18 protein-coding genes and 2 riboswitches are annotated in these 26366 nt (G+C 70.3%); of the genes, 13 read left to right on the plus strand and 5 right to left on the minus strand.

All coding sequences use genetic code 11. The annotated features are described in order from the left end of the window. Position 1: 1 nt before the first annotated feature. The 9 genes from FHT38_RS07255 (at position 2) to FHT38_RS07295 (ending at position 14117) form a co-directional block, all read left to right on the plus strand. Entirely contained in the window at positions 2–1462 is a 1461-nt protein-coding gene (locus FHT38_RS07255) for a leucyl aminopeptidase (RefSeq protein ID WP_183490970.1), read from the plus strand. Between the two features lie 44 nt (positions 1463–1506). Next, positions 1507–1935 carry a DNA polymerase III subunit chi gene (locus tag FHT38_RS07260; RefSeq protein ID WP_183490972.1) on the plus strand — a complete coding sequence of 143 codons (429 nt, stop codon included), beginning with the start codon at positions 1507–1509 and terminating at the stop codon, positions 1933–1935. A 342-nt stretch (positions 1936–2277) separates the two neighbouring features. Further along, positions 2278–3420 (plus strand): branched-chain amino acid ABC transporter substrate-binding protein, encoded by a 1143-nt coding sequence (locus tag FHT38_RS07265; protein ID WP_091724007.1) that lies wholly within the window; start codon positions 2278–2280, stop codon positions 3418–3420. A gap of 443 nt (positions 3421–3863) precedes the next feature. After that, a complete protein-coding gene (locus FHT38_RS07270) occupies positions 3864–5243 on the plus strand; it encodes a TIGR03013 family XrtA/PEP-CTERM system glycosyltransferase (RefSeq protein ID WP_147241889.1) in 1380 nt (459 codons plus the stop codon). Positions 5244–5326: 83 nt separating this feature from the next. Further along, on the plus strand, positions 5327–7465 hold the full coding sequence (gene prsK, locus FHT38_RS07275; protein ID WP_091724012.1) for an XrtA/PEP-CTERM system histidine kinase PrsK: 2139 nt from the start codon (positions 5327–5329) through the stop codon (positions 7463–7465). A gap of 73 nt (positions 7466–7538) precedes the next feature. After that, positions 7539–8906 (plus strand): PEP-CTERM-box response regulator transcription factor, encoded by a 1368-nt coding sequence (gene prsR, locus FHT38_RS07280; protein WP_183490974.1) that lies wholly within the window; start codon positions 7539–7541, stop codon positions 8904–8906. Between the two features lie 63 nt (positions 8907–8969). Beyond that, positions 8970–11846 (plus strand): XrtA/PEP-CTERM system TPR-repeat protein PrsT, encoded by a 2877-nt coding sequence (gene prsT / locus FHT38_RS07285; protein WP_183490976.1) that lies wholly within the window; start codon positions 8970–8972, stop codon positions 11844–11846. A 76-nt stretch (positions 11847–11922) separates the two neighbouring features. After that, positions 11923–13227: a GNAT family N-acetyltransferase gene (locus FHT38_RS07290; RefSeq protein ID WP_183478885.1), complete on the plus strand. Its 1305-nt coding sequence runs from the start codon at positions 11923–11925 to the stop codon at positions 13225–13227. After that, complete coding sequence (locus FHT38_RS07295) at positions 13224–14117, plus strand: serine protease (RefSeq protein ID WP_091724022.1); 894 nt, start codon at positions 13224–13226, stop codon at positions 14115–14117. The genes FHT38_RS07290 and FHT38_RS07295 overlap by 4 nt, the downstream gene beginning before the upstream one ends. Before the next feature lie 4 nt (positions 14118–14121). Here FHT38_RS07295 and FHT38_RS07300 read toward each other — a convergent pair whose 3' ends face one another. After that, positions 14122–15567, minus strand: coding sequence for an MFS transporter (locus FHT38_RS07300; protein WP_183490978.1), 1446 nt, complete (start codon positions 15565–15567; stop codon positions 14122–14124). A gap of 226 nt (positions 15568–15793) precedes the next feature. Between FHT38_RS07300 and FHT38_RS07305 the strand changes: the two genes are divergently transcribed. Further along, the gene (locus FHT38_RS07305) at positions 15794–15991 is read left to right on the plus strand and encodes a hypothetical protein (protein WP_147241538.1); all 198 of its coding nucleotides are present in this window, start codon (positions 15794–15796) and stop codon (positions 15989–15991) included. Positions 15992–16009: 18 nt separating this feature from the next. Here the strand turns inward: FHT38_RS07305 and FHT38_RS07310 are convergent, their stop codons facing one another. From FHT38_RS07310 to gcvT, 4 genes are all read right to left on the minus strand, one after another. Beyond that, complete coding sequence (locus tag FHT38_RS07310; protein WP_183490980.1) at positions 16010–17401, minus strand: L-serine ammonia-lyase; 1392 nt, start codon at positions 17399–17401, stop codon at positions 16010–16012. 135 nt (positions 17402–17536) lie between these two features. Next, the gene (gene gcvP, locus FHT38_RS07315) at positions 17537–20431 is read right to left on the minus strand and encodes an aminomethyl-transferring glycine dehydrogenase (protein WP_183490982.1); all 2895 of its coding nucleotides are present in this window, start codon (positions 20429–20431) and stop codon (positions 17537–17539) included. Between the two features lie 137 nt (positions 20432–20568). Further along, complete coding sequence (gcvH, locus tag FHT38_RS07320; RefSeq protein WP_091724037.1) at positions 20569–20940, minus strand: glycine cleavage system protein GcvH; 372 nt, start codon at positions 20938–20940, stop codon at positions 20569–20571. 101 nt (positions 20941–21041) lie between these two features. After that, positions 21042–22175: a glycine cleavage system aminomethyltransferase GcvT gene (gene gcvT / locus FHT38_RS07325; protein WP_183490984.1), complete on the minus strand. Its 1134-nt coding sequence runs from the start codon at positions 22173–22175 to the stop codon at positions 21042–21044. A gap of 64 nt (positions 22176–22239) precedes the next feature. After that, positions 22240–22358, minus strand: a riboswitch (glycine riboswitch). Positions 22359–22368: 10 nt separating this feature from the next. Continuing rightward, positions 22369–22472, minus strand: a riboswitch (glycine riboswitch). A 51-nt stretch (positions 22473–22523) separates the two neighbouring features. Between gcvT and FHT38_RS07330 the strand changes: the two genes are divergently transcribed. The 3 genes from FHT38_RS07330 to FHT38_RS07340 all read left to right on the plus strand — a co-directional run bounded on the left by FHT38_RS07330 (position 22524) and on the right by FHT38_RS07340 (position 26318). Continuing rightward, positions 22524–23183 (plus strand): response regulator transcription factor, encoded by a 660-nt coding sequence (locus FHT38_RS07330; protein WP_091724043.1) that lies wholly within the window; start codon positions 22524–22526, stop codon positions 23181–23183. Beyond that, positions 23180–24598, plus strand: coding sequence for an ATP-binding protein (locus tag FHT38_RS07335; RefSeq protein WP_183490986.1), 1419 nt, complete (start codon positions 23180–23182; stop codon positions 24596–24598). Before FHT38_RS07330 ends, FHT38_RS07335 begins: the two co-directional genes overlap by 4 nt. Positions 24599–24734: 136 nt before the next feature. Beyond that, positions 24735–26318 (plus strand): DegQ family serine endoprotease, encoded by a 1584-nt coding sequence (locus FHT38_RS07340; protein ID WP_183490988.1) that lies wholly within the window; start codon positions 24735–24737, stop codon positions 26316–26318. Positions 26319–26366: the final 48 nt, after the last annotated feature.

Consider the following 26366-nt stretch of genomic DNA (forward strand, 5'->3'; position numbering starts at 1 on the left):
TATGGACTTTCGCTCTCAGCTCGCGTCCCTCGACGCCCTGTCGTCGCACGGCGCCGACGCCCTGGTGCTGATCGTCGCCGGCGACAGCCTGCCGGCGTCGCTCGACAAGACCGCCTCCGCCCTGGTCAAGGACGCCATCAAGCTCGGCGACTTCGAGCTGAAGGCGGGTCAGGTCTTGTCCCTGGTCCGTCCCGCCGGCCTGAAGGCCCCGCGCCTGATCGTGGCCGCCAGCGGTTCGACGCTCAAGGCGGCGCGTTCCGCGCTGACCGCGGCGCTGGGCCAGCTCAAGGGCAAGGGCGCGACCGGCGCCTCGGTGGCCTATGCCGGCTTCGGCGCCGAGCTGACCGAGTCCCTGGCCGAGCAGACCGTGCTGGCCGCCCAGGACGCCGTCTATGTCTACCGCGAAACCAAGCCCAGCGCGCCCGCCGCGTCCAAGCTGACGAAGATCGCGCTGCTGCACGGCAAGGACGAGGCCAAGGCGGTCAAGGCCGGCCTGACGCGCGGCCAGGCCATCGGCGCCGGCATCGCGGCGGCGCGTGAATGCGCCAACCTGCCGCCCAACGTCGCCACGCCGGCCTACCTGGCGGACCAGACCAAGGCGCTGGCCAAGAGCCACGGCATCAAGGTCGAGGTGCTGGACCAGAAGGGCATCGAGAAGCTGGGCATGGGCTCCTTCCTGTCGGTGGCCAAGGGCTCCGACGTGCCGCCGCGCTTCATCGTCGCCAAGTACGAAGGCGCCGCCAGAACGCAGGCGCCCATCGTGCTGGTGGGCAAGGGCATCACCTTCGATTCGGGCGGCATCTCGCTCAAGCCGGGCGCCGGCATGGACGAGATGAAGTTCGACATGGGCGGCGCCGCCTCCGTGCTGGGCACGCTGCGCGCGGTGGCCGAGCTCAAGCCCAAGATCAACCTGGTCGTGCTGATCGCCGCCTGCGAGAACATGCCCAGCGGCCGCGCGGTCAAGCCGGGCGACGTGGTGACCTCGATGTCGGGCCAGACCATCGAGATCCTGAACACCGACGCCGAAGGACGCCTGATCCTGTGCGACGCGCTGACCTATGCCGAGCGCTTCAAGCCCGCGGCCGTGGTCGACGTCGCGACGCTGACCGGCGCCTGCGTGATCGCGCTGGGCGGCGTGCGCTCCGGCATGTACGCGAGCGACGACGAACTGGCGGCCGCGCTGTCGGCCGCCGGCGAGACGGCGCTGGATCCGTGCTGGCGCCTGCCGCTGGACGACGACTACGCCGACGGCCTGAAGACCAACTTCGCCGACGTCGCGAACGTGGCCGGCCGCGAGGGCGGTTCCATCACCGCGGCCAAGTTCCTGCAGCGCTTCGCCTCGAAGTACCGCTGGGGCCACCTGGACATCGCCGGCACGGCCTGGAAGGGCGGCGGCGCCAAGGGCGCCACCGGCCGTCCGGTCGGCCTGCTGACGCACTTCGTGCTGTCGCAGGTCCGCTGAGCGCGCCGCGTTCCTCGGAAGCTGAACAGGGAAGGGCGGGTCCGGTGACGGAGGTCAACTTCTATACCGGCGTGCCCGACCGACAGGTCTACGCCTGCCGCCTGCTGCGCAAGACGCAGGCGGCCGGGCTGACCGTCGGGGTCTGGGGACCGATGCGGCTGCTCGAGCGACTCGACCAGACGCTCTGGACCTTCGATCCCGGCGAGTTCCTGCCCCACCTGCTGCTGCGCGGCGACACGCCGGAACTGCTGCGCGAGCGCACCCCCATCCTGCTCTCGGACCAGCTCGACGCGCTGGCCACATGCCGGGTGCTGCTGAATTTCGAGCCAGGCGTGCCGCCGGGGCTCGAGCGCTTCGAGCGCGTGCTGGAGCTGGTCTCCACCGATGCCGAACAGGTCGCCGCGGGACGCGCGCGATTCAAGGCCTACAAGGCCCTCGGCCTGACGCTGAATCATCACGTGATGTCGGCTTGAACGCCGGCGTCGATCACCACGAACGTTCACCGCGACCGATCGCGCCGCGGTGGTGCCGCCGCGCGCGGGCGTGGTGCCGTGACGCCCATGGACAGGGCGCTGGCGGGGCTTGTCGGGCGTCGAGTGGGCGGAATTCCGCACTCTTCGCGCAGGGGCTGTGTGCGCCTTCGCACTCCTGTGAAAACCATCCGGGTTTGCCCCGGTGACAGGGGCGCGACAACGCCTGCGCCGTGACCGCGTTCACAGCATTTTCACTATGGAAACGGCTCCGCCTTTCGGGGTATGGTCGCTCGCGTTGAGAACTCAACGTCATTCCACATATCCCGAGTCGGAGGTTCCTAGATGCAATCCAAGCTGAATGTGATCGTGGGCGCAATCGCCATTGCCGCGAGCGGCGCCGCGATGGCGCAGGATGCGGTGGTCAAGATCGGCCACGTGGGTCCGACCAGCGGCGCGATCGCGCACCTGGGCAAGGACAACGAACTGGGCGCCAAGATGGCCATCGACGAGCTGAACGCCAAGGGCGTGACGATCGGCGGCAAGAAGGTCAAGTTCGAACTGCTGGCCGAAGACGACGCCGGCGATCCCAAGCAAGGCACCGCCGCCGCCCAGAAGCTGGTCGACTCCAAGGTCAACGGCGTGGTCGGCCACCTGAACTCGGGCACGACCATCCCCGCGTCCAAGATCTACAGCGACGCCGGCATCCCGCAGATCTCGCCGTCGGCGACCAACCCCAAGTACACCCGCAACGGCTACAAGACCGCGTTCCGCGTCGTGGCTGACGACGTGCACCTGGGTGGCACGCTGGGCAAGTACGCGGTGACGCAGCTCAAGGGCAAGTCCATCGCCGTCATCGACGACCGCACCGCCTACGGCCAGGGCGTCGCCGACGAATTCGAGAAGGGCGTCAAGGCCGCCGGCGGCAAGGTCGTCGGCCGTGAATTCACCAACGACAAGGCCACGGACTTCACCGCCATCCTGACCTCCCTGAAGGGCAAGAAGCCCGACGTCGTCTTCTTCGGCGGCATGGACGCCGTGGCCGGCCCGATGCTGCGCCAGATGAAGCAGCTGGGCATCGAAGCCAAGTTCATGGGCGGCGACGGCATCTGCACGGCCGAACTGCCCAAGCTGTCCGCCGGCACCATCAGCGACAGCCAGGTCGTCTGCGCGGAAGCGGGCGGCGTGGAAGGCGAATCGAAGAAGTCGCTGGACGCCTTCAAGACCAAGTTCAAGGACAAGTACAAGGTCGACGTCCAGATCTACGCTCCGTACGTCTATGACGCGGTCAACGTGATGGTCGACGCCATGGTCAAGGCCAAGTCCGCCGACCCCAAGGTCTACCTGCCCGTGCTGGCCAAGACCTCGGACTACAAGGGCGTGACCGGCACGATCGCCTTCGACGCCAAGGGCGACATCAAGAACGGCGCGCTGACCCTGTACACCTACAAGGGTGGCAACCGCGAGCAGATCGCCGTGGTGCGCTGATCCTCCAAGCGCTGCAAGGTTGAAGGACGCCCACTTCGGTGGGCGTTTTTTTTCGTCCGTGGCCATGCGACATGGCGCTGTCCCCTGATCGAGGGATCACCCCCTCACTCGCGTGCATTCCCGCACGAGAGCCCCCCAAAGCATTCAGTCAGGGGGTTTGCGCCTCCGAGGCGCTACCGACAATGGCCTGCGTCAGCGTGCCGAGGGATCGATTCGGGGATCCGGCGGCGGTCGACGGGAGACGGGTTCAACCGGGTCGGATTGCAAGGCGGACGCCCCTGCAAACAGGGGGCTTTCAAGCCTGGGGGGCGCAGGCATGATGCCCCCCGCAGCGAACAGGGTCCTCCTCTGGAGGAGGCGTTCGCGACGAGCGGTCCAGAGAGGTTCACCCGGGTCGGCGACAGCGTCCCAAGAGGATGCCGTGACCAGCTTTGGGGACGGGCATGATTCGAATTTTTAACCACTACCTCCATCGTCGTACCCTGATCCAGGTGCTGTTCGACCTGGGCCTGATCGTCGCGGCGGTGTTCGCGGTCGCGCTGAGCCACGGCAGCGGCGAGCACATGATGAGCTTCGCGGCGTCCTATGGCCTGTCACTGGCCGGCGGCATGTTCGTCATCAACTCCGCGTCCGGCCTCTACTCCCAATCCCACAAGCGCTCGCTGACGCAGTCCTGCGCCCGCGCGCTGTTCGCGCTGCTGATCGGCCTGCCGCTGGCCTACGGCCTGTTCAGCCTGATCCCCGCCACCGTCTCCCACCGCGACCTGCTGACCACGACCGCCATGCTGGCCGTCGCGCTGGTGATGGTGCACCGCGTCTACGCGGCGCATTCCGGCGTGCAGGGCGCGGGCCGGACCAAGATCCTGATCTTCGGCAGCGGCCACGCCGCGCTGGCCGTCAGCGAGAGCCTGCGTGCCGCCGATCCGCATGCGCAGATCGTCGGTTTCCTGCCGGGCCCCAACGAGATCGATCCGCAGGTGCCCGCCCACCAGCTGCTGGCCGCCGGCGAGACCCTGACCGACGCCGCGATGCGCCTGGGCGTGGACGAGATCGTCGTGGCGCTGTCCGAGCGCCGCGGCGGCTCCATGCCGCTGCGCCAGCTGCTGGACTGCAAGCTCTACGGCATCCGCGTCGTGGACCTGGCCACCTACTTCGAGAAGACGCTGGCGCAGATCAAGATCAGCCACGTCCACGCCGGCTGGCTGATCTTCGGCGACGGCTTCAACCAGGGCGTGCTGCGCAGCGCCGTCAAGCGCGCCTTCGACCTGGTGTCCTCGCTGGTGCTGCTGGTGGCGACGGCGCCGATCATGGCGGTCACCGCGCTGCTCATCAAGCTGGAATCGCCCGGCAGCATCTTCTACACGCAGGAGCGCGTGGGCCTGAACGGCGCCACCTTCAAGGTGATCAAGTTCCGCAGCATGCGCAACGACGCCGAGAAGGACGGCCGCCCCCAGTGGGCGACCAAGAACGATGCCCGCGTGACCCGCGTCGGCAACTTCATCCGCAAGGTCCGCATCGACGAACTGCCGCAGCTGATCAACGTGCTGCGCGGCCAGATGAGCATGGTGGGCCCGCGTCCCGAGCGGCCCTTCTTCGTCGACGAGCTGGTCGCGCAGATTCCGTACTACGCGGTGCGCCACAGCGTGAAGCCGGGCGTGACCGGCTGGGCGCAGGTGCGCTACGAATACGGCTCCACCATCGAGGACTCGCTGGAGAAGCTCCAGTACGACCTGTACTACGTCAAGAACCACACGCTGTTCCTCGATCTGCTGATCATGCTGGAGACGGTGGCGGTGGTCCTGACGGGCCGGGGGGCGCGCTGAGCGCGACGGCGGAGCGACCCGCTCCCGGCGTCCCGTTCCCGCGCCCGCCTCGGAACGCGGCCCGCGCGCCGGGACCCTGATCCATGTGGGCAGACACCCTGAACCTCGGCACCGCGTCCGGGATCGTCGCGGTATTGGCGCACCTGGCCCTGGCGGTCGTGGTGCTGCCGCAGTTCGGCCAGCACCGGCGCCGCGCGCTGCGGCTCGAGGCCGCGCTGCTGCTCAGCGCCGTCTGGGCGGGGCTGGACGCGGCGGTCGAGCAGGGCTGGCTCGGGTCCCACCAGTGGCCCGCGCTGGTGCTGCTGCCCATCTGCGACGCGCTGCGCTACGGCGCGTGGTTCTCCTTCATCCTGGCGCTGATCGAATCGCGCGGTGACGACGGCCAGGCGCGCAGCGCCGGCGTCGCGCGGCCGCTGCAGTGGCTGGCCTGGGCCGGCGTGGCGGCCGCGGTCGCGCTGCCGCTGTGGCGCTACTGGGGCGACGCGCCGCTGGCCCAGATGCAGCGTCCGATGACGATGGCCTGGCTGGGCCTGGGCGTCTTCGGCCTGGTGCTGCTCGAGCAGATGCTGCGCAACATCCACAGCGACGCGCGCTGGAATGCCAAGCCGGTCTGCCTGGGCCTGGGCGCGGTCTTCGCGTTCGACGTGTTCGTGTTCTCGCAGGCCTCGCTCTTCCAGCAGTTCGACGGCGACGCGCTGAGCGTGCGCGCCGCCGTGCACAGCCTGGCCGTGCCGCTGCTGTGGCTGGCCAGCCGGCGCCACAAGAAGTGGCTGGACAAGCTCCATGTCTCGCGCACCGCGGCCTTCCATTCGGCCACGCTGCTGATCGTGGGCGTCTACCTGCTGGGCGTCTCGGGCATCGGCTACTACGTGCGCTACACCGGCGGCGAGTGGGGCCGCGCGCTGCAGCAGGTGCTGCTCGCAGTGGGCGTGCTGGCGCTGCTGACGATGGGCCTGTCGGGCTCGCTGCGCGCCAAGCTGCGCGTCTACATCAGCAAGCATTTCTTCAGCTACCGCTACGACTACCGCCAGGAGTGGCTGCGCTTCACCGCGATGCTGTCGGCCAGCGCCTCGCCGGCGGAGCTGGGCGAGTCGGTGATCCGCGGGCTGGCGCACCTGGTGGAGAGCCCCTCGGGCGCGCTGTGGCTGCGTCGCGCGCCCGCGGCCGGCGCCGACGGCGAATACCAGCAGGCCGCGCGCTGGAACCTCAACGACGACCGCCAGCCGCTGGCCGCCGACGCCGCGCTGCTGCACCTGCTGCAGGAGCGCGCCTGGATCGTCGACCTGGACGAATGGCGTCGCGACCCCGGCGCCTACGAGCACGCGCCGCTGCCGGCCGCGCTGGCCGGCGATGCGCGCCACTGGCTGCTGGTGCCGCTGATCAACGCGGGCACGCTGACCGGCTGGGTGATCCTGGGGCAGCCGCGCACGCGGCTGGAGCTGAACTGGGAAGTGCGCGACCTGCTGCGCACCGCCGCCCAGCAGGCCGCCAGTTACCTGGCGCAGATGCAGGCGGCCGAGGCGCTGCTGGAGGCGCGCAAGTTCGAGGCCTTCAACCGCATGTCGGCCTTCGTCGTGCACGACCTCAAGAACATCGTCACGCAGCTGTCGCTGATGATGAAGAACGCCAAGCGGCTGCGCGACAACCCGGAGTTCCAGCAGGACATGCTGGACACGGTGGAGAACTCGCTGGACAAGATGCGCCAGCTGATGCTGCAGCTGCGCGAGGGCGACAAGCCGCATCACGGCAGCGCCGGCGGCGTGGCGCTGACGGCGATCGCGCGGCGGCTGGCCGCGGCGGCGGTCGGCAAGGGCCGCGGCCTGGAACTGGAGCTGCGCGACGAGGTCAGCGCGCGCGGCCATGAGGAACGGATCGAGCGCGTGCTCGGCCACGTGGTGCAGAACGCGCTGGACGCGACGCCGATCGACGGCCGCGTCACGCTGCGGCTGCAGCGCGTGGGCAGCCACGCGCAGGTGGAAGTGGAAGATACTGGCTGCGGCATGTCGCAGGAGTTCATCGATCAACGGCTGTTCAAGCCGTTCCAGACGACGAAGGCGGCGGGCATGGGCATCGGCGCCTACGAGAGCTACCAGTACCTGCAGGAACTAGGGGGGAAGATCAACGTGGAAAGCGCGCCCGGACGAGGCACCAAGGTCACCATCTTGCTGCCGCTGTTTTTCGCCCAGTCGGGCAGCGACGCCGGCCTGGTGGAGGCGCGATGAGCCCCGCCGCAGCGCCGTTCGCCGGCCCCACCGCGTCCCTCCCGCAAGGCCCCGCGCGGCGGAGGGAGCGAGCATGAGCGCCCAGCCCCCTTCGCTGCTCATCGTCGAGGACGACCTCGCGCTGCAGAAGCAGCTCAAGTGGTCGATGGACCGCTTCGAGTCGGTCACGGCCGACGACGTCGCCAGCGCCGTGCTGCAGTTCCGCCGCCACAAGCCGCCGGTGGTCACGATGGACCTGGGCCTGCCGCCGGACCAGGACTCCACCTCCGAGGGCTTCCGCCTGCTCGAGAAGCTGATCGAGCTGGAGCCCGGCACCAAGGTCATCGTGCTCACCGGCCAGAACGACCAGAGCAACGCGCTGCGGGCCATCCGCATGGGCGCCTACGACTTCCTGGCCAAGCCGGTCGATCCCGACGTGCTGGTGCTGACCGTCGAGCGCGCGATGCGCCTGCACGAGCTGCAGCAGGAGAACCAGCGCCTGCTGACGCAGCAGGACGGCGAGCCCACCGGCCGGCTGCTCACGCGCGATCCGCAGATGCAGCGCATCTGCCGCACCGTCGAGCGGGTGGCCGGCAGCGACGCCACCGTGCTGCTGCTGGGCGAGAGCGGCACCGGCAAGGAGGTGCTGGCGCAATCGCTGCACGATGCCTCCAAGCGCAAGGGCCGCTTCGTCGCGATCAACTGCGCGGCCATCCCCGAGGCGCTGCTCGAGAGCGAGCTCTTCGGCTACGAGCGCGGCGCCTTCACCGGCGCGACCAAGACCACCGTCGGCAAGATCGAGACCGCGCATGGCGGCACGCTGATGCTGGATGAGATTGGCGACCTGCCGATGCCGCTGCAGGCCAAGCTGCTGCGCTTCCTGCAGGAGCGCAGCATCGAGCGGCTGGGCGGGCGCCAGGAGATCGCGGTGGACGTGCGCATCGTCGGCGCGACGCACCAGGACCTGAAGGCCAAGATCGCGCAGGGCCTGTTCCGCGAGGACCTGTTCTACCGCCTGGCCGAGATCGTGGTCGACATCCCGCCGCTGCGCGACCGCGTCGGCGACGCGGTGCTGCTCAGCCATGCCTTCCTGCGCCGCTTCTCGTCGGAGCAGCGCCGCCCCATCCTGCGCCTGGCCGATGACGCGATCCGCGCCGTCGAGGGCCACCGCTGGCCGGGCAACGTGCGCGAGCTGCAGAACGTGATGAAGCGCGCGTCCATCATGGCCGACGGCGACCGCATCACCGCCGACGACCTCAACCTGCCGCTGCCCACCGGCGGCGAGGCCGCCGCCGAGGAGCCCGAACTCGACCTGCGCGCCGTGCGCGAGCGCGCCGAGCGCCAGGCCGTGGTGGCCGCGCTGGCCCGCACCGACGGCAACATCGCCAAGGCCGCCGACCTGCTGGGGGTCAGCCGGCCGACCTTGTACGACCTGATGTCCCGTCTCGGCGTGAAAGCATGAAGCCATGAAGGCCTGAGCACCGCACCGATCCTCCGACACCCACCGACAGCGAAAGAGACACGCATGTCCCGCAAGCCCGCGCACCGCGCACCGACCGCTTCCATCCCTGGCTCCTCCCGCATCGCGCAGGCCGGCCTGCCGCGGGCCCTGCAGCGCGGCGCGACCGCGCTGGCGCTGGGTTCGGCGCTGCTGCTGTCGGCCTGCCTCGGCGAATCCGCGCAGGACCTGGTGAATTCCGCCAAGACGCACCTGGAGAAGAAGGACCACAAGGCCGCGATCATCCAGCTCAAGAACGCACTGCAGAAGGACGGGTCGCTGGCGGAGGCCCGCTACCTGCTGGCCAAGGCGCTGCTGGACAGCGGCGACGTCGCCGGCGCGGCGATCGAGGCGGAGAAGGCGCGCTCGCAGGGCTTCGGCGGCGATGCGCTGATCGCGCTGCAGGCCCGGCTGCTGCTGATGCAGGGCAAGGTCGACGAGCTGATCGGCCAGTACGGCAGCCGTCACCTGCAGACCGCCGCCGACGAGGCCGACCTGCAGACCACGCTGGTCGGCGCCTACGTCGCCCGCCAGAAGCTGGCCGACGCCCGCAAGGCCGCCGACGCCGCCGTGCGCGCGGCGCCCGACAGCGTGGCGGTGCGGCTGGTCAACGTGCGGCTGCTCACCAGCGAGGGCAAGCTGCCCGAGGCGCGCGAGGAGGTCGAGCGCGTGCTGGCCAAGTCGCCGCAGGCGGCCGAGGCCTGGCAGCTCAAGGGCGAGCTGCAGGTGCTGGCCGACGCGCCGGCGGCCGAATCGATCGCCAGCTTCCGCAAGGCGCTGGAGTTCGACAAGAAGCTGGTCGGCGCCCATGCCGGCCTGATCAATCAGCTGATGCGCACCGGCGACAAGGCCGGGGCCAAGGACGCGGTGGCCGCGATGAAGGCGGCCGCGCCGCAGCATGCGCAGACCTTCTACTACGCGGCCGTCTTCGCGATGGACGCGGGCCAGGTGAAGGAGGCGACCGCGCTGGCTCAGGCGCTGCTGAAGGTCGCGCCGAACAACGAGCGCGCGCTGTTCCTGGCCGGTCGCGTCGCGCAGGCCAACGGCGACCTGCGCCAGGCCGAGGCGAACTACGGCAAGCTGATCCAGGCCTCGCCCGAGGCGCAGTCGGCCCGCGTCGCGCTGGCCCAGCTGCAGCTGCGCGGCGGCGACGCCGAGCAGGCGATGACGACGCTGCAACCGGCGCTCGACGGCAAGGCGCCGTCGGCCGAGGTGCTGGCGCTGGCCGCCGAGATCCGCCTCAAGCAGGGGCAGGGCGCCGAGGCCGAGCGCTTCCTCGCCCGCGCCGCGGAGGTCAATCCGAACGACGTGCGCAGCCGTGTCGGCCTGGCGCTGGGCCAGATCCAGAAGGGCCAGGAAGCTGCCGGCGTGGCGGCGCTGCGCAAGCTCTCGGCCGAGGACAAGGGCACCTCCGCCGACATCGCGCTGATCAGCGTGCTGGCGCGCAAGAAGGACTACGAGGGCGCGACGCAGGCGATCGCCGCGCTGGAGAAGAAGGATCCCAAGTCCTCGACCGCGCCCGAGCTGCGCGGCCGCATGGCGCTGCTGCGCGGCGACCGCGCCGGCGCGCGCGCAGCCTTCGACGAGGCGGTCCGGCGCGAGCCCACCTCGATGACCGCGGCCAACAGCCTGTCCACCATGGACCTGCAGGACCGCAAGGCCGAGGACGCCGTCAAGCGCTACGAGGTGGTGCTCAAGGCCGATCCGAAGAACCTGCGCGCCGAGATGGCCACCATGGGGCTGAAGCTGGCGCACAAGCTGGTCGAGAAGGACGTGGCGATCAAGCGCCTGACCGAACTCGCCCGGCAGCATCCGGACGACCCGACGCCGCGCCAGGCGGCGGTCGGCCTGCTGATGGAGCAGAAGGACTTCAAGACCGCGCTGTCGCTGGCCCAGGAAGGCGTCACCGCCAGCCCGGACAATCCGGCGCTGATCGACCTGCTGGGCCAGGTGCAGGCCGCCACCGGCGACCGCCAGCAGGCCATCAGCAGCTTCAACAAGGTCGCGACGCTGCAACCGCGCTCGCCGCTGGGGCCGCTGCGCCTGGCCGACCTGCACCTGCTGGCCGGCGACAAGGAGGCCGCGGCCGCGGCGCTCAAGCGGGCCCAGGCGATCGGGCCCGGCGACGGCGAGCTGGCGCGCAAGGTGGTCGAGAAGGCCTTGCAGATGGGCCGCCCGGACCTGGCGCTCGTCGCGGTCAAGGGCCTGCAGCAGGCGCAGCCCAAGTTCGGCCTGGGCTGGAAGCTCGAGGGCGACGTGGCGCGCAGCCGGCGCGACTTCCCCGCCGCGGTGACCGCCTACCGCAAGGCCGACCAGCTGGCCGCCGAGGCCGGCGCCACCACCGCCAACACCGAGCTGGCGATCGTGCTGCACAGCACGCTGATCGAGTCCGGCCGCAAGGACGAGGCCGAGCGTTACGCCGCCGCCTACCTGGCCAAGTACAAGACCGACGAGCTGTTCCAGTACCACCTGGGCGACGTGGCGCTCAACAGCGGCCGCTATCCCGAGGCGGAGCAGCGCTATCAGGCGGTGCTGGCCGCCAATCCGATGAACGCGGCGGCGGCCAACAACATCGCCTGGCTGCGCCTGCGGGCCGGCAAGGCGGACGAGGGCTTGAAATTTGCCGAGCAAGCGAACAAGCTCCGCCCCAACGTGCCGCCTTACATGGACACGCTGGCGGAGGCCCTCGCCGCCAAGGGCCAGAACGCCAAGGCCGTCGAGGTGCAGAAGGAAGCCGTGAAGCAGGCGCCGTCGGTGCCCGCGTACCGCCTGCGCCTGGCGCAGCTGTACGTGGCCGGCGGCAACAAGGGCGATGCCGAGGCGGAACTCAAGCGCCTGGCGGACCTGGGACCGAATTTCGAGCAACAAGCCGAGGTGCGAAAGCTGCAGGCCGCGATCCGCTGAGGCGGTCGACCACGAGGTCGGACGCCCGCGCGGGCCGAGAGGCGGCGGAGACACCGCACCCGGGGAGGGGACGGTCATGAGCCAGATTCGACGATCCAGTCTTCGCAAGCGGTTCCACCAGGGGCTGCGGCGGATCTTCTCCTCGCTGCCGAAGCCGATGCGCTTCGCGATCTACCGCCGCATGGTGGATTGCGACCCGTCGCCCTCGGAGCGCCTGGAGCTCAAGGTGGCGGACACGCAGGAGGAACTCGACGCCTGCTTCCGCATCCTGCACGACGCCTACGTCGGCAGCGGCTTCATGAAACCCGACCCGAGCGGCCTGCGCGTGACGGTCTATCACGCCCTCCCGACCACGACGACGCTGTGCGCCAAGTACGACGGCGTCGTGGTGGGCACCATCTCGATGGTGCGCGAGGGCGTGTTCGGCTTCCCGCTGCAGTCGGTCTTCGACCTCGAGGGCGTGCGGGCCAAGGGCGGCAAGATCGCTGAGATCTCGGCCCTGGCGGTGGCGCCGGCTTTCCGCAAGACCGGCGGCGCGATCCTGTTCCCGCTGATGAAGTTCATGCACCAGTACTGCACCGAGTACTTCGATACCCGGCACCTGGTGATCGCGGTGAACCCCGACAAGATCGAGCTGTACGAGGCGCTGCTGTTCTTCCGGCGGCTCAAGGAGCAGACGGTGGCGGAGTACGACTTTGCCAACGGCGCGCCGGCGGTCGGGGCGACGCTGGACCTGCACGAGGCCGATGCGCTGTTCGAGCGCCATTACCGCGGCCGCAAGCCGGTGAAGAACCTGCACCACTACTTCTTCCGCCACCGGCTGCCCAACATCCGCTTGCCCGAGCGCCGCTTCCACACCACCAACGACCCGGTCATGACGCCGGCGCTGCTGGACCATTTCTTCAACCGCGTGGTGCCGGTGTTCGCGCAGATGGACGACCGCAAGAAGGCGCTGCTGTGGTCGGTGTACCGCGAGGATGCGCAGTTCCGCGCGGTGCTGCCGATGCTCAGCGGCGGCGGGCAGGACCTGGGGCGCTCGCTGCGACAGTACCCGCGCTACTCGATCCGCTGCCCCGGCCACCTGGACATCCGCGCCGCCAACGACAGCGAGATGGGCCACTTCGACCTCGACGTGATCGAGGTCTCGGCCCACGGCTTCCAGGCCGAGTGCGACCATGAACTCCCGCTGCAGGTGGACGGCACGGTCGAGATCGAGCTGGGCCACAGCGAGACGGCCCATGTGACCTGCCGCGCCGTGCGCCGCAAGGACACGGACCAGGGCAGCTTCTACGGCTTCCGCATCGACGAACCCGACCGCCACTGGCGCAGCTTCGTCTCCACGCTGGAGATGGGCATCACTTCGAAGGACCTTGCCGCATGACCCGCAGTACCGACCGGATCCCCTCGACGACGCCCCCGAACGCGACCGATGCCGCACGGGCTCCCGGACGCGCCCGCGTCGTGGCGCGCCGCGAGCTGCTGGCCTGGGGCGCGGGTGGCGCGCTCGGCGCCTGGGGCCTGGCCGGCACGGGCACGGCCCGGGCGCAGGAGATGTCCAACACCCTGCCGGACCTGATCGACCGCAGCCGCCAGGCGGTGGTGGCGGTGGGCACCTTCGCGGCGACGGACAACCCGCGCTTCGGCTTCCGCGGCACCGGCTTCGCGGTGGGGGACGGGCGCCGCATCGTGACCTGCGCGCATGTGGTCCCGAACCCGGTCGAGAAGGACCTGATGATCACCGTGCCGGCGGCCGGCAATGCGTCGGGGCAGCCGCAGCTGCGGGCGGTGAAGCTGCTGCGCCGCGACGCGGCGCGCGACCTGGCGATTCTGGAGCTGGCCGACGACAAGGGCGCGCTGGTGGACGTGCTGTCGCTGGCGGAGGTCGATGGCGACCGGCCGGTGGTCCGGGAGGGCGCGGCGGTGGCGCTGATGGGGTATCCGATCGGCACCGCGCTGGGCGTGACGATGGCGACGCACCGCGGCAGCATCGCCGCGATCACCCGGGCCGCGCTGCCGGCGCCCAGTTCCAATGCGCTGTCCGAGCGCGCGGTGCGCCAGCTGAGGGAAGGCGCGCTGGAGTTCCTGCAGCTGGACGCCACGGCCTATCCGGGCAACAGCGGCGGGCCGCTGCTGGACATCCGCACCGGCAAGGTGGTGGGCGTGGTCAACATGGTGGCCCTCAAGGGCACCCGCGAATCGGCGCTCAGCGCGCCCAGCGGCATCAGCTACGCGGTGCCGGTGAAGTACGTCTGGCCGCTGCTGGACAAGTGAGGCCTCAGCCCGCGTGGCCGGCCGGCGCCGCCATGCCCGGTTGCGGCGCGGGCTCGCGCAGCAGCAGGGCCAGCAGCCCGCCCGAGGCCGCGAAGACCGCGCCGACCGCGAAGGCGACGCGGTAGCCGCCCGCCAGCGCCGCTGGCAGCGCGGCGCCCAGCGCGCCGAGTTCGGCCGTCTTCCACGCCGCCAGGCTGGCCAGCACCGCCAGCCCCAGCGAACCGCCCATCATGAAGGACGTGTTCACCATGCCCGAGGCCAGGCCCGATTCGCTCGGCGCGACCTCGCTCATCGCCGCCAGCAGCACCGGGTTGAAGGCCACTCCGGCGCCCAGGCCCAGCAGCAGCATGCCGGGCAGCACGTCCAGCCAGAAGCCGCCGTCCGCCGGCGCCCGCGCGAACAGCGCCAGCCCCAGCGCCGCCAGCAGCAGCCCGCCGCACAGCGGCTTGCGCAGGCCCAGCTTCATCACCAGCTTCGCCGACAGGCCGACCGAGAAGGCGGCCATGATCAGGTTGGCCGGCAGGAAACCCAGGCCCACGTGCATCGCGTCGTAGCCCAGCACCAGCTGCATGTAGAGCGCCGACAGGAAGAACCACGCGAACATCGCCGCCGCCCAGAGCACGCCGATCACGTTGGACACCGCCACCGAGCGCAGCCGGAACAGCGACAGCGGCATCAGCGGATGCGCCACCCGCGTCTCCAGCACCAGGAAGGCCGCCATCAGCGCCGCCGCCACGCCCAGCAGGCCCAGCGTGCGGGGCGAGGTCCAGCCGGCCTCGTTGCCGTTGACGACGGCGTAGACCGCCAGCATCAACGACAGCGTCACGGTCACGGCGCCGGCCCAGTCCAGGGTCTCGTCGGGCGCCGTCGGGCCGGCGCGCTCGATCAGCCACAGGCACAGGCCGATCACGACCGCGCCGATCGGCAGGTTCACCAGGAAGATCCAATGCCAGCTCAGCGTGCTGGTCAGCAGGCCGCCCAGCAGCACGCCGATGCTGCCGCCGCCGGCGCAGACGAAGCCGTAGACGCCCATGGCCTTGGCCCGCTCCGCGGGCTCGGTGAACATGTTCATGATCAGCGACAGCGAGATCGCCGACACCACCGCCCCGCCCAGCCCCTGGACCGCGCGGGCCGCGATCAGCAGCCCCTGGGTGTGCGCCAGGCCGCAGGCGGCCGACGCGGCGGTGAACAGCGCCAGCCCCGCCAGGAACATGCGCCGGTGGCCGTACAGGTCGCCCAGCCGGCCCCCCAGCAGCATGAAGCCGCCGAAGGTCAGCATGTAGGCGTTGACCACCCAGACCAGCGAGGTCTCGGTGAAGTGCAGGTCGGCGCGGATCGAGGGCAGGGCGACATTCACGATGGTCGTGTCCAGCACGATCATCAGCACGCCCAGGCAGAGCACGCCCAGCGCCAGCCAGCGGCGCCGCTTCGGATCAAGGTGAGCAGTCATGGCGGATTCGCATCCATTCAGAGGGGGTGGCAGGACCCGTGACGGCTTCGTGAAGACAGACGGGGTTTCGCTTCACGACGATCGGGGCTGACGGATTTCTACATCCTCGTTGTCGGTCGATCGCCGACGCGCGCTGACGGCATTGCGGGACCCGGCGATGCGTCATCGGCGTCTGCCTCGGCGGCATCGACGGGCGGACCATGCGTCAGATCCAAAGGAGACCGCCATGAGCATCACCAAGCACGCCAAGGCCGCGAGGACCGAACCTACCAGCTTGTTCAAGACCGCGCTGTTGCTGTGCAGCCTCGCCATGACCATCGGCCTGCTGTTCAGCGCAGTGCAGGACGCCCGCGGCGCGGGCCTGGAGGACGACGGCGACGCCGGCTCGACTCCGGCCTCGTTCACGGTCGGCGACGACGGCTGACGCGTCGCCGCCGGCGCGTCAGCATTCGACGATGTTGACCGCCAGGCCGCCGCGCGCGGTCTCCTTGTACTTGGTCATCATGTCGGCGCCGGTCTCCCGCATGGTCTTGATGACCTTGTCCAGGCTGACATGGTGGGTGCCGTCGCCGCGCAGCGCCATGCGCGCCGCGTTGATGGCCTTGACCGAGGCGATCGCGTTGCGTTCGATGCAGGGGATCTGCACCAGGCCGCCGACCGGATCGCAGGTCAGGCCCAGGTGGTGCTCCATGCCGATCTCGGCGGCGTTCTCGGCCTGGGCCGGCGTGCCGCCCATCACCGCGCACAGCGCGCCGGCGGCCATCGAGCAGGCCACGCCCACCTCGCCCTGGCAGCCGACCTCGGCGCCCGAGATCGAGGCGTTCTCCTTGTAGAGGATGCCGATCGCCGCGGCGGTCAGCAGGAAGTCGACGATGCCGTCCTCACTGGCGCCATGCACGAAGCGGGCGTAGTAGTGCAGCACCGCCGGCACGATGCCGGCCGCGCCATTGGTCGGCGCGGTCACGACGCGGCCGCCGGCGGCGTTCTCTTCATTGACCGCCAGCGCGTACAGGTTGACCCAGTCCATCACCTGCAGCGGATCACGCAGCGCCGCCTCCGGATGCGCGACCAGATCGCGGTACAGCGCCGCCGAGCGTCGCTTCACCTTGAAGCCGCCGGGCAGGATGCCCTCGGTGCGGCAGCCGCGCTGCACGCATTCCTGCATCACGCGCCAGATCTTCAGCAGGCCGGCGCGCGTCTCCTCGTCGGGACGCCAGTGGCGCTCGTTGCGGCGCATGATCTCGGCGATCGAGCAGCCTTCCTGTTCGGTCAGCGCGAGCAACTCGGCGCCGGTCTTGAACGGGTAGGGCAGCACCGTGGTGTCCGGCGCGATCTGCTTCTGCTTGGCGCCGTCGGCCAGGACTTCCTCGGTGACGACGAAGCCGCCGCCGACGGAGTAGTAGACGCGGTTCTGCAGCTCGTTGCCTTCGGCGTCGTAGGCGATGCAGCGCATGCCGTTGGCGTGCAGCGGCAGGCTCTGGCGCCGGTACATCACCAGGTCGCGCGCCTCGTCGAAGGCGACGACATGGTCGCCGCCCAGCGCGATGCGCTTGTCGTTGCGGATGGCGTCGAGGATGCCGGGAATGCTTTCGATGTCGACCGTGTCCGGCTCATGGCCGGCCAGGCCCAGCAGCACGGCCTTGTCCGAGCCGTGGCCCTTGCCGGTCGCGCCCAGCGAGCCGTACAGCGCGGTGGCCACGCGCACCGTGCGCTCGAGCACGCCCTCGTGCCGCAGGCGCTGCACGAACATGCGCGCGGCGCGCATCGGCCCGACGGTGTGCGAGCTCGACGGCCCGATGCCGATCTTGAACAGGTCGAAAACGGAAACTGCCATGGCGGACCTCGTGGGTATTCCCTTGCGGGCTTGCGCCGTCCGGTTCTGCGCGCTCGTGACGCGCCGACCGTGCGGCCTTGAAAGAAGCTAGGCCAAAAAGAAGGCCGCGTCAGCGGCCTCCTTGATTCACCCTGATCACTCGTCAGCGTAGGCCGACAGGGGCGGGCACGAGCAGACGAGATTGCGGTCGCCGTAGACGTTGTCCACGCGGCCCACCGGCGACCAGTACTTCACGTGACGCAGCGCCGGGACCGGATAGGCCGCGTCGTCGCGGCTGTAGCCATGCGTCCACTCGGTCTTGAGCAGGCTCTCGGCGGTGTGCGGCGCGTTGAGCAGCGGGTTGTCCGTCTTGGACCAGGCGCCGGATTCGACCTTCGCGATCTCCTCGCGGATCTGGATCATCGCGGCGATGAAACGGTCCAGCTCGAACTTCGACTCGCTCTCGGTCGGCTCGACCATCAGCGTGCCGGCGACCGGGAAGGACAGCGTCGGCGCGTGGAAGCCGTAGTCGATCAGGCGCTTGGCGACGTCCTCGGCGGAGATGCCGGCGCTGTCCTTGAGCGGGCGCAGGTCCAGGATGCACTCGTGGGCCACGCCGCCGCCCTTGACGCCGTCGATGTTGCCGCTGAAGTGGATGTCGTAGTGGTCCGACAGGCGCGCGGCCACGTAGTTGGCCGACAGGATCGCGGTCTCGGTCGCGGCCTTCAGGCCGGTCTCGCCCATCATGCGGATGTACATCCACGAGATCGGCAGCACCGCCGCGTTGCCCAGCGGCGCGGCGGAGACGGCGCCGATGGCGGTCTTCTCGCCCAGGCCGGCCGAGCGGTGCGCCGGCAGGAAGGGCACGAGGTCCTCGACCACGCAGACCGGGCCGACGCCCGGACCGCCGCCACCGTGCGGGATGCAGAAGGTCTTGTGCAGGTTCAGGTGGGACACGTCGCCGCCGAACTGGCCCGGCGCCGCGATGCCGACCAGCGCGTTCATGTTGGCGCCGTCCACGTAGACGCGGCCGCCGTGTTCATGCACCAGCGCACAGATCTCCTTGACGTGGGTGTCGAAGACACCGTACGTCGAAGGGTAGGTGATCATGATCGCGGCGAGGTTGGCGCTGTGCTGCTCGCACTTGGCCTTCAGGTCGGCCAGGTCGATGTTGCCTTCCTTGTCGCACTTGGTGACGACGACCTGCATGCCCACCATCTGCGCCGAGGCCGGGTTGGTGCCGTGCGCCGACTCGGGAATCAGGCAGATCTTGCGATGCGCGTCGCCACGCGACTCATGCCAGGCCTTGATGATCAGCAGGCCGGCGTACTCGCCCTGCGAGCCGGCGTTGGGCTGCAGCGAGACGCCCGCGTAACCGGTGGCCTGGCACAGCCAGGACGTCAGCTGCTGGTCCAGCTGGGCGTAGCCCTGCAACTGGCTCTGCGGCGCGAAGGGGTGCACCTGCGCGAACTCGGGCCAGGTGATGGGGATCATCTCGCTGGTCGCGTTGAGCTTCATCGTGCACGAGCCCAGCGGGATCATGCTACGGTCCAGCGCCAGGTCCTTGTCGGACAGCAGGCGGATGTAGCGCAGCATCTCCGTCTCGGAGTGGTGGATGTTGAAGATCGGATGCGTCAGGTAGGCGCTGGTGCGCGAGAGCGCGGCCGGCACCAGCGTGGTCGGCGCCCCGGCCGCGGCGAAGGCGTCCGGCACCGGCTTGCCCTCGGCGAAGACGGTCAGCAGCGCCTGCACGTCGGCGCGGGTGGTGGTCTCGTCCAGCGTCAGGCTGATGCTGTCCTCGCTCGCGCGGCGCAGGTTCATGCCGGCGGCGACGGCGGCGGCCAGCACCGGACCGGTGTGCGCGCCGGTCTTCACGTGCAGCGTGTCGAAGGCGGTCTCATGGGCCAGCGTCAGGCCCAGCGCCTTCAGGCCCTGCGCCAGCACGGCGGTGTAGGCGGCCACGCGCTGCGCGATGCGCTTGAGGCCCTGCGGGCCGTGATAGACGGCGTACATGCTGGCCACGACGGCCGGCAGCACCTGCGCCGTGCAGATGTTGGAGGTGGCCTTCTCGCGGCGGATGTGCTGCTCGCGCGTTTGCAGCGACAGGCGGTAGGCGGGCTTGCCGTGCGCGTCGACGGACACGCCCACCAGGCGGCCCGGCAGCGAGCGCTTGAACTCGTCGCGGCAGGCCATGTAGGCGGCGTGCGGGCCGCCGGCGCCCATGGGCATGCCGAAGCGCTGGGTGGTGCCGACGGCGATGTCGGCGCCTTGCTCGCCGGGCGCGGCGATCAGCGTCAGCGCCAGCAGGTCGGCCGCGGCCACCAGCAGGCCACCGTGCGCGTGGACCGCGTCGGCGATCGCCTGCAGCGGGCGCACCACGCCGGTCACGCCGGGGTACTGGACCAGCGCGCCGAAGCACTCGGCCTTGCCGGCGTCCTCGGCGGGACCGACCTGGACGGTGATGCCCAGCGGCTCGGCGCGGGTGCGCACGACTTCCAGCGTCTGCGGCAGCACGTCATCGGCGACGAAGAAGGTCTGGCTCTTGCTCTTGCCCACGCGCGCGGCCAGCGTCATCGCTTCGGCGGCGGCGGTGGCCTCGTCCAGCATCGAGGCGTTGGCGATGGCCAGGCCGGTCAGGTCGCAGACCATGGTCTGGAAGTTGACCAGCGCCTCCATGCGGCCTTGCGAGATCTCGGCCTGGTAGGGCGTGTAGGCGGTGTACCAGGCGGGGTTCTCGAGGATGTTGCGCAGGATGACGCCCGGGGTCAGGGTGCCGTGGTAGCCCTGGCCGATGAAGGACTTGAGGATCTGGTTGCGGCCCGCGATGGCCTTGAGCTCGGCCAGCGCCTGCGCTTCGGTCACGGCGTCCGGCAGGTCCATCTTCGCGGCGCGCTTGATGGCGGCCGGCACGATCGCGTCGATCAGCGCGGCGCGCGAGGCGCTGCCGATGGCCGACAGCATCAGCGCTTCGTCGTGCGCGTCGGGACCGATGTGGCGGGCGTGGAACTCGACGGCGTTCTCGAGTTCGGCGAAGGAGGGCAGGGCGGACATGGCGGGGCGATCCTGGAGATGAAGTTCTTTGCGGCGCAAGGCCTGCCGGGCTCCCTCTCCCGCTTGCGGGAGAGGGCAGGGGTGAGGGCCAGCGGCGGCGACAGGCCTGACGAGGCCTTGCGCGCAGGGGGCGACGATTAGGAGTTCTTCACCAGCTCGTCGTAGGCCGTGGTGTCCATCAGCCCGTCGAGTTCCGCCGGGTTGGACAGCTTGACCTTGAAGAACCAGCCCGACTTCAGCGGGTCGGTGTTGGCCAGCGACGGGTCGGCGCGCAGCGCCTCGTTGACCTCGACGATCTCGCCCGAGACCGGGGCGTAGACGTCGGCGGCGGCCTTGACCGACTCGACCACGCCGGCCACTTCCTTGGCGGCGAAGGACTTGCCGACGTCCGGCAGGTCCACGAACACGACGTCGCCCAGCGCGTCCTGCGCGTGGACCGTGATGCCCACGGTGGCGATGCCGTCGGTGGTGTCGACCCACTCGTGGTCGGGCGTGTACTTGATGCTCATGGAGAGGCTCCGTGCAATCGGATGGTTGGAACGGGAATCCCGAGGACGACTCGCGTCGGCTCGAGGGAACGGGGGACGAGGTGACCCAGGAGGATCGCGGATCAGCCGCGGAAGTATCCGTTGGGCGTGAACGGCGTGGAAGAGACCGTCATCGGGGTGCGCTTGCCGCGGACTTCGGCGAAGAGCTCGGTGCCCAGCGCGGCGTACGGCGTCTGCACATAGGCCAGCGCCACCGGCTTGCCGACCGTCGGGCCCAGCGTGCCGCTGGTGACGACGCCGATCTCCTGGCCGTCGGCGTTGACCAGCTTGGCGCCTTCGCGCACCGGCATGCGTTCGGCGCTCACCAGGCCCACGCGCTTGCGCGCCGCGCCTTCGGCGAACTGGCGGTCGATCACGGCCGCGCCGGGATAACCGCCGGCACGCGCGCCGCCGGCGCGGCGCACCTTCTGGATCGCCCAGGTCAGGGACGCCTCGACCGGCGTGGTCGTCGTGTCGATGTCGTGCCCGTACAGGCACAGGCCGGCTTCCAGGCGCAGCGAGTCGCGCGCGCCCAGGCCGATGGGCATCACCTCGGGCTGGGCCAGCAGCTTGCGGGCCAGCTCGACGCTGCGATCGGCGGCGACGGAGATCTCGTAGCCGTCCTCGCCGGTGTAGCCCGAGCGGGTGACGAAGGTGGGAATGCCGTCCAGCTCGAAGAAACCGCCGGTCATGAAGACCAGCTGGGCGACGCCCGGGTTCAGGCGCGACAGCGCGGTCACCGCCTGCGGGCCCTGCAGCGCGAGCAGCGCCTGGTCGGGCAGCGGACGCACCTCGCAGCGGCCCGACAGATGCTTCTGCATATGGGCGATGTCCTGGTCGCGGCAGCCGGCGTTGACGACCACGAACAGGCCGTCGGTGCGGCGGGCCACCATCAGGTCGTCGAGGATGCCGCCATCGTCGGCGGTGAAGAGCGCGTAGCGCTGCTTGAACATCCCGAGGTCGACGATGTCGACCGGCACCAGGGTCTCGAGCGCGGCGGCGGCGTCGTCGCCCACCAGCAGCACCTGGCCCATGTGGGAGACGTCGAACAGGCCGGCCTTGGCGCGGGTGTGCTTGTGCTCGGCCATCACGCCGGCGGGGTACTGGACCGGCATGTCGTAGCCGGCGAAGGGCACCATCTTGGCGCCCAGTTCCAGGTGCAGCGCGTGCAGGGGGGTTTTGTGCAGGGGCGTGTTCAGGTTCTGATCGGCGGACATGTCTCGCTCCGAGGGCATTCGTCATGACCACCCGACTGTGAACCGATCACGTCCGGGTGGGGGAGATGCCCTCGCTGTCCGCTTTACCTGAGAGATTGGCCGCCGGTGGTTGACCGGTGGCTTGCCCCTTCGGTGGACGGGCTCGACCGGTGGTCCGCCCCGCCTCTCTCCAGTGAGGACGCCCGATGTCTCGGGCGTTTCGTCAGTCCTTTTGCCTGAGCGTTCGCAGCGTGGGATCGCCAGTGCCACTGCGCCTTCGGCGGCCCCCGCGAGGGGGCTCTCTCCTGACAGGCGCGCATTGTAGTCATGGAAATGACCCGGTCCAGCCGGACGTGCACAATCGCGCCCATGCGACTCCTGCTGGTGGAAGACGACCTCATGATCGGCGAGCAGCTGCTCGGGCTGCTGCGCGCCGAAGGTTATGCCGTGGACTGGGTGCGCGACGGCGAGATCGCCGACACCGCGCTGCAATCCCAGACCTACGACCTGGTGCTGCTCGACCTGGGCCTGCCCAAGCGCGACGGCATGAGCGTGCTGCAGGCCCTGCGCGGGCGCAAGCAGACGGTGCCGGTGCTCATCGCCACCGCGCGCGACGCCACCGCGCAGCGGGTGGCCGGGCTCGATGCCGGGGCGGACGACTACGTGCTCAAGCCCTTCGAGCTCGACGAGCTGCTGGCCCGCATCCGCGCGCTGCTGCGCCGCGCCGCCGGCCGCGCCGAGCCGGTCTATGAGCACATGGGCGTGAGCATCAACCCGGCCACGCGCGAGGTCACCGCCAACGGCCATCCGGTGACGCTGTCGCAGCGCGAATGGGCGGTGCTGGAGCCGTTGCTGGCGCGCCCCGGCATGGTCCTGTCGCGCCAGCAGCTCGAGGAGAAGCTGTACGGCTGGAAGGACGAGATCAGCAGCAACGCCGTCGAGGTCTACATCCACGGCCTGCGCAAGAAGCTGGGCGCCGAGCTGATCCAGAACGTCCGCGGCGTCGGCTACCGCGTGCCCAAGGAATGAACGCGGGCCTGGAGCCCGACGCGCCGCGGCGCGGCCGGTTCGCGTTGCTGCCCCGCTCGCTGCGCTACCGGCTGCTGCTGTTCCTGCTGGGCGCGATGCTGACCAGCGCGCTGATCCAGGGCATGAGCGCCTATCGCAACGCGCTGATGGAGACCGACGAGATCTTCGACTACCAGATGCAGCAGGTGGCGCTCTCGCTGCGCGCGGGCATGGGCACCGGCCTGCCGCTGCCGCTGGGGGAGGAGCAGAGCATCGACCTGATCGTGCAGGTCTGGGGCCTGGACGGCACGCCGCTGTACCGCTCGGCCGGCCCGGACTGGCTGCCGCAGCGCGCGGTGCTGGGCTTCTCGAATGTCGCGCTGCGCGGCAAGCGCTATCGGGTCTTCGCGGTGCAGGGCCGGTTCCAGGTCGTGCAGGTCGCGCAGGACATCGCGGTGCGCCAGCGCATGGCGGGGCAGCTCGCGTGGCGCACGGTGCTGCCGACGGCGCTGATGCTGCCGATGCTGGCGCTGGTCGTGTGGTGGGTGGTCTCGCATTCGCTGGCGCCGCTGGAGCGGGTGCGCCAGCAGCTGTCGCGCCGCGCGGCGCAGGACCTGGCGCCGGTCGACGACGAGGACCTCCCCGCTGAGATCCAGCCGCTGGTCACCGAACTCAACGGCCTGCTGGACCGCGTGCGGCAGGCCTTCGAGCAGCAGCAGCACTTCGTGGCCGACGCGGCGCATGAGCTGCGCTCGCCGCTGGCGGCGCTGAAGCTGCAGCTGCAGTCGCTGCGGCGCGCGCCGGACGACGCCGCCCGCGCGCAGGCGCTGGAGAAGCTCGGGCAGGGCATCGACCGCGCGTCCCATCTGATCGAGCAGCTGCTGGCGCTGGCGCGGCAGGACAGTGCCAGGGCGCAGGCGCCGTCGCAGCCGATCGCGCTGGATGCGCTGTGCCGCGACGGCGTGATCGACGCGGCGACGCTCGCGCAGGCCCGTGGCATCGACCTGGGCATGGAGCGCTGCGATGCGGTGCTGGTGGACGGTCACCGCGAGGCGCTGACCATGCTGCTGCGCAACCTGCTGGACAACGGCATCAAGTACGGACGCAGCCGCGTCGACCTGAGCCTGGAGCGCAGCGGCGGCATGGCGCTGCTGGTGGTCGAGGACGATGGGCCCGGCATTCCCGACGCCGAGCGTGGCCGGGTCTTCGACCGCTTCTACCGCTCCGAGGCGCAGGCCCAGCAGGCCCCGGGCAGCGGCCTGGGCCTGGCGCTGGTGCGCAGCATCGCCGACGACCACGGCGCCAGCCTGCGCCTGGGGCACAGCACCGCGCTGGGCGGCCTGCGCGTGGAGCTGGCGATGCCGCTCTCGCGCGCCACGCCGGCCGCGGCGCCAACCTTGCCGCCCGCGGTGCCGCCGGCGCTGCCGCACGCCTGAAAGGCGCTCGCCACCGCCGCTTCACGGCGGGGCCACGGCGATTAAGAGCGACCTAAGCGAAGCTCCTCACACTTCGAGCCATCGAATCGGCGCAAGGCCTCCGGGCCGACCGCCGGCAGCGAATCTGGAGGTTCAGATGGCTCAACAAGTGGAGAAGATGATTCCGGTGAAGAAGCTCGTGTGGGCGCTGGCCGCGGCTGGCGTGTTGGGTGCCGCGGGCGGTGCGCTGGCGATGCGCAACGCCAAGGTGATGCCGGTCTCGGTTTCGGACTCGGCGGCGACCGCGCCGGCGCAGGCCGGTGAGGCGCAGGTCGCCGCGGTGACGACGCCGCTGGCCAACGCGGCCGCGCCGGCGGCGAACTTCACGCCGCCGCCGGCGGGCATGCCCGACTTCGCGCAGATCGCCGCGGCGCAAGGGCCGGCGGTGGTCAACATCAGCGTGTCCGGCACGGTGAAGACGCGCGCCGCGCGCGTGCCGCAGATCGATCCGGATGATCCGTTCTACGAGTTCTTCCGCCGCTTCGGCGTGCCCGGCATGCCCGGCGGCCCGAATGGCGGCGGCGAGGGCGGCAGCCGCGAGATCCGCGGCCAGGGCTCGGGCTTCATCGTCAGCGCCGACGGCGTGATCCTGACCAACGCCCACGTCGTGCAGGACGCGCAGGAAGTGGTGGTCAAGCTCACCGACCGCCGCGAGTTCCGCGCCAAGGTGCTGGGCAGCGACAAGTCGACCGACGTCGCGGTGCTCAAGATCGAGGCCAAGAACCTGCCGACGGTGCGCCTGGGCGCGACCCGCGACCTGCGCGTCGGCGAATGGGTGCTGGCGATCGGCTCGCCCTTCGGTTTCGAGAACAGCGTCAGCGCCGGCGTGATCAGCGCCAAGGGGCGCTCGCTGGGCCCGGACGAGAGCCGCGTGCCCTTCCTGCAGACCGACGTCGCGATCAACCCCGGCAATTCCGGCGGCCCGCTGTTCAATGCGCGCGGCGAGGTGGTCGGCATCAACTCGCAGATCTACAGCGCGTCGGGCGGCTACCAGGGCCTGTCCTTCGCCATTCCGGTCGAGGTGGCCAACAAGGTCCGCCAGCAGATCGAGAAGGGCGGCAAGGTGCAGCACGCCAAGCTGGGCGTGATGGTGCAGGAGGTCAACCAGGGCTTCGCCGATTCCTTCAAGCTGGACCGCCCCGAAGGGGCGCTGGTCGCCAACGTCGAGGAGAACGGCCCCGCCGCCAAGGCCGGCCTGCGCTCGGGCGACGTGATCCTGGGCTTCAAGGGCCAGCGCATCGTCTCCAGCGGCGACCTGCCGGCGCTGGTGGACCAGTCGCTGCCCGGCGACAAGGTGGACATCGAGGTCTGGCGCAACGGCAAGCGCGAGACCATCACCGCCACGCTCGGCGACGCGAACGAGAAGGGCGCGAAGCTGGCCAAGGCCGGCGGCGACGCCGATGGCGACCACGCCAAGCTCGGCCTGGCCCTGCGTCCGCTGCAGCCCGAGGAGCGCCGCCAGCTCGGCACCCGTGACGGCCTGCTGATCCAGGAAGTGGGCGAGGGCAGCGCCGCGGCGCGTGCCGGCGTCCGTCCGGGCGACGTGCTGCTGGCCGTCAACGGCACGCCGGTGCAGTCGGTCGAGCAGGTCCGCGGCGCGGTCAAGGGTGCGGAGAAGTCGGTCGCGCTGCTGGTGCAGCGCGGCGCCGACAAGATCTTCGTGCCGGTGCGCATCGGCTGATGACCTGAACCGTTCTCCCAACCAACCGCTGCCTGTGGCGGTTGCTCC

The sequence above is a fragment of the Mitsuaria sp. BK041 genome (assembly GCF_014193085.1).
GTDB lineage: Bacteria > Pseudomonadota > Gammaproteobacteria > Burkholderiales > Burkholderiaceae_C > Roseateles.

What these genes read in the sequence shown, in the direction of transcription:
- FHT38_RS07255 (WP_183490970.1), top strand. Translation starts at nt 2, where the DNA reads ATGGACTTTCGCTCTCAGCTCGCGTCCCTCGACGCCCTGTCGTCGCAC.
- FHT38_RS07265 (WP_091724007.1), top strand. Translation starts at nt 2,278, where the DNA reads ATGCAATCCAAGCTGAATGTGATCGTGGGCGCAATCGCCATTGCCGCG.
- FHT38_RS07270 (WP_147241889.1), top strand. Translation starts at nt 3,864, where the DNA reads ATGATTCGAATTTTTAACCACTACCTCCATCGTCGTACCCTGATCCAG.
- prsK (WP_091724012.1), top strand. Translation starts at nt 5,327, where the DNA reads ATGTGGGCAGACACCCTGAACCTCGGCACCGCGTCCGGGATCGTCGCG.
- prsR (WP_183490974.1), top strand. Translation starts at nt 7,539, where the DNA reads ATGAGCGCCCAGCCCCCTTCGCTGCTCATCGTCGAGGACGACCTCGCG.
- prsT (WP_183490976.1), top strand. Translation starts at nt 8,970, where the DNA reads ATGTCCCGCAAGCCCGCGCACCGCGCACCGACCGCTTCCATCCCTGGC.
- FHT38_RS07290 (WP_183478885.1), top strand. Translation starts at nt 11,923, where the DNA reads ATGAGCCAGATTCGACGATCCAGTCTTCGCAAGCGGTTCCACCAGGGG.
- FHT38_RS07295 (WP_091724022.1), top strand. Translation starts at nt 13,224, where the DNA reads ATGACCCGCAGTACCGACCGGATCCCCTCGACGACGCCCCCGAACGCG.
- FHT38_RS07300 (WP_183490978.1), bottom strand. Translation starts at nt 15,567, where the DNA reads ATGACTGCTCACCTTGATCCGAAGCGGCGCCGCTGGCTGGCGCTGGGC.
- FHT38_RS07305 (WP_147241538.1), top strand. Translation starts at nt 15,794, where the DNA reads ATGAGCATCACCAAGCACGCCAAGGCCGCGAGGACCGAACCTACCAGC.
- FHT38_RS07310 (WP_183490980.1), bottom strand. Translation starts at nt 17,401, where the DNA reads ATGGCAGTTTCCGTTTTCGACCTGTTCAAGATCGGCATCGGGCCGTCG.
- gcvP (WP_183490982.1), bottom strand. Translation starts at nt 20,431, where the DNA reads ATGTCCGCCCTGCCCTCCTTCGCCGAACTCGAGAACGCCGTCGAGTTC.
- gcvH (WP_091724037.1), bottom strand. Translation starts at nt 20,940, where the DNA reads ATGAGCATCAAGTACACGCCCGACCACGAGTGGGTCGACACCACCGAC.
- gcvT (WP_183490984.1), bottom strand. Translation starts at nt 22,175, where the DNA reads ATGTCCGCCGATCAGAACCTGAACACGCCCCTGCACAAAACCCCCCTG.
- FHT38_RS07330 (WP_091724043.1), top strand. Translation starts at nt 22,524, where the DNA reads ATGCGACTCCTGCTGGTGGAAGACGACCTCATGATCGGCGAGCAGCTG.
- FHT38_RS07335 (WP_183490986.1), top strand. Translation starts at nt 23,180, where the DNA reads ATGAACGCGGGCCTGGAGCCCGACGCGCCGCGGCGCGGCCGGTTCGCG.
- FHT38_RS07340 (WP_183490988.1), top strand. Translation starts at nt 24,735, where the DNA reads ATGGCTCAACAAGTGGAGAAGATGATTCCGGTGAAGAAGCTCGTGTGG.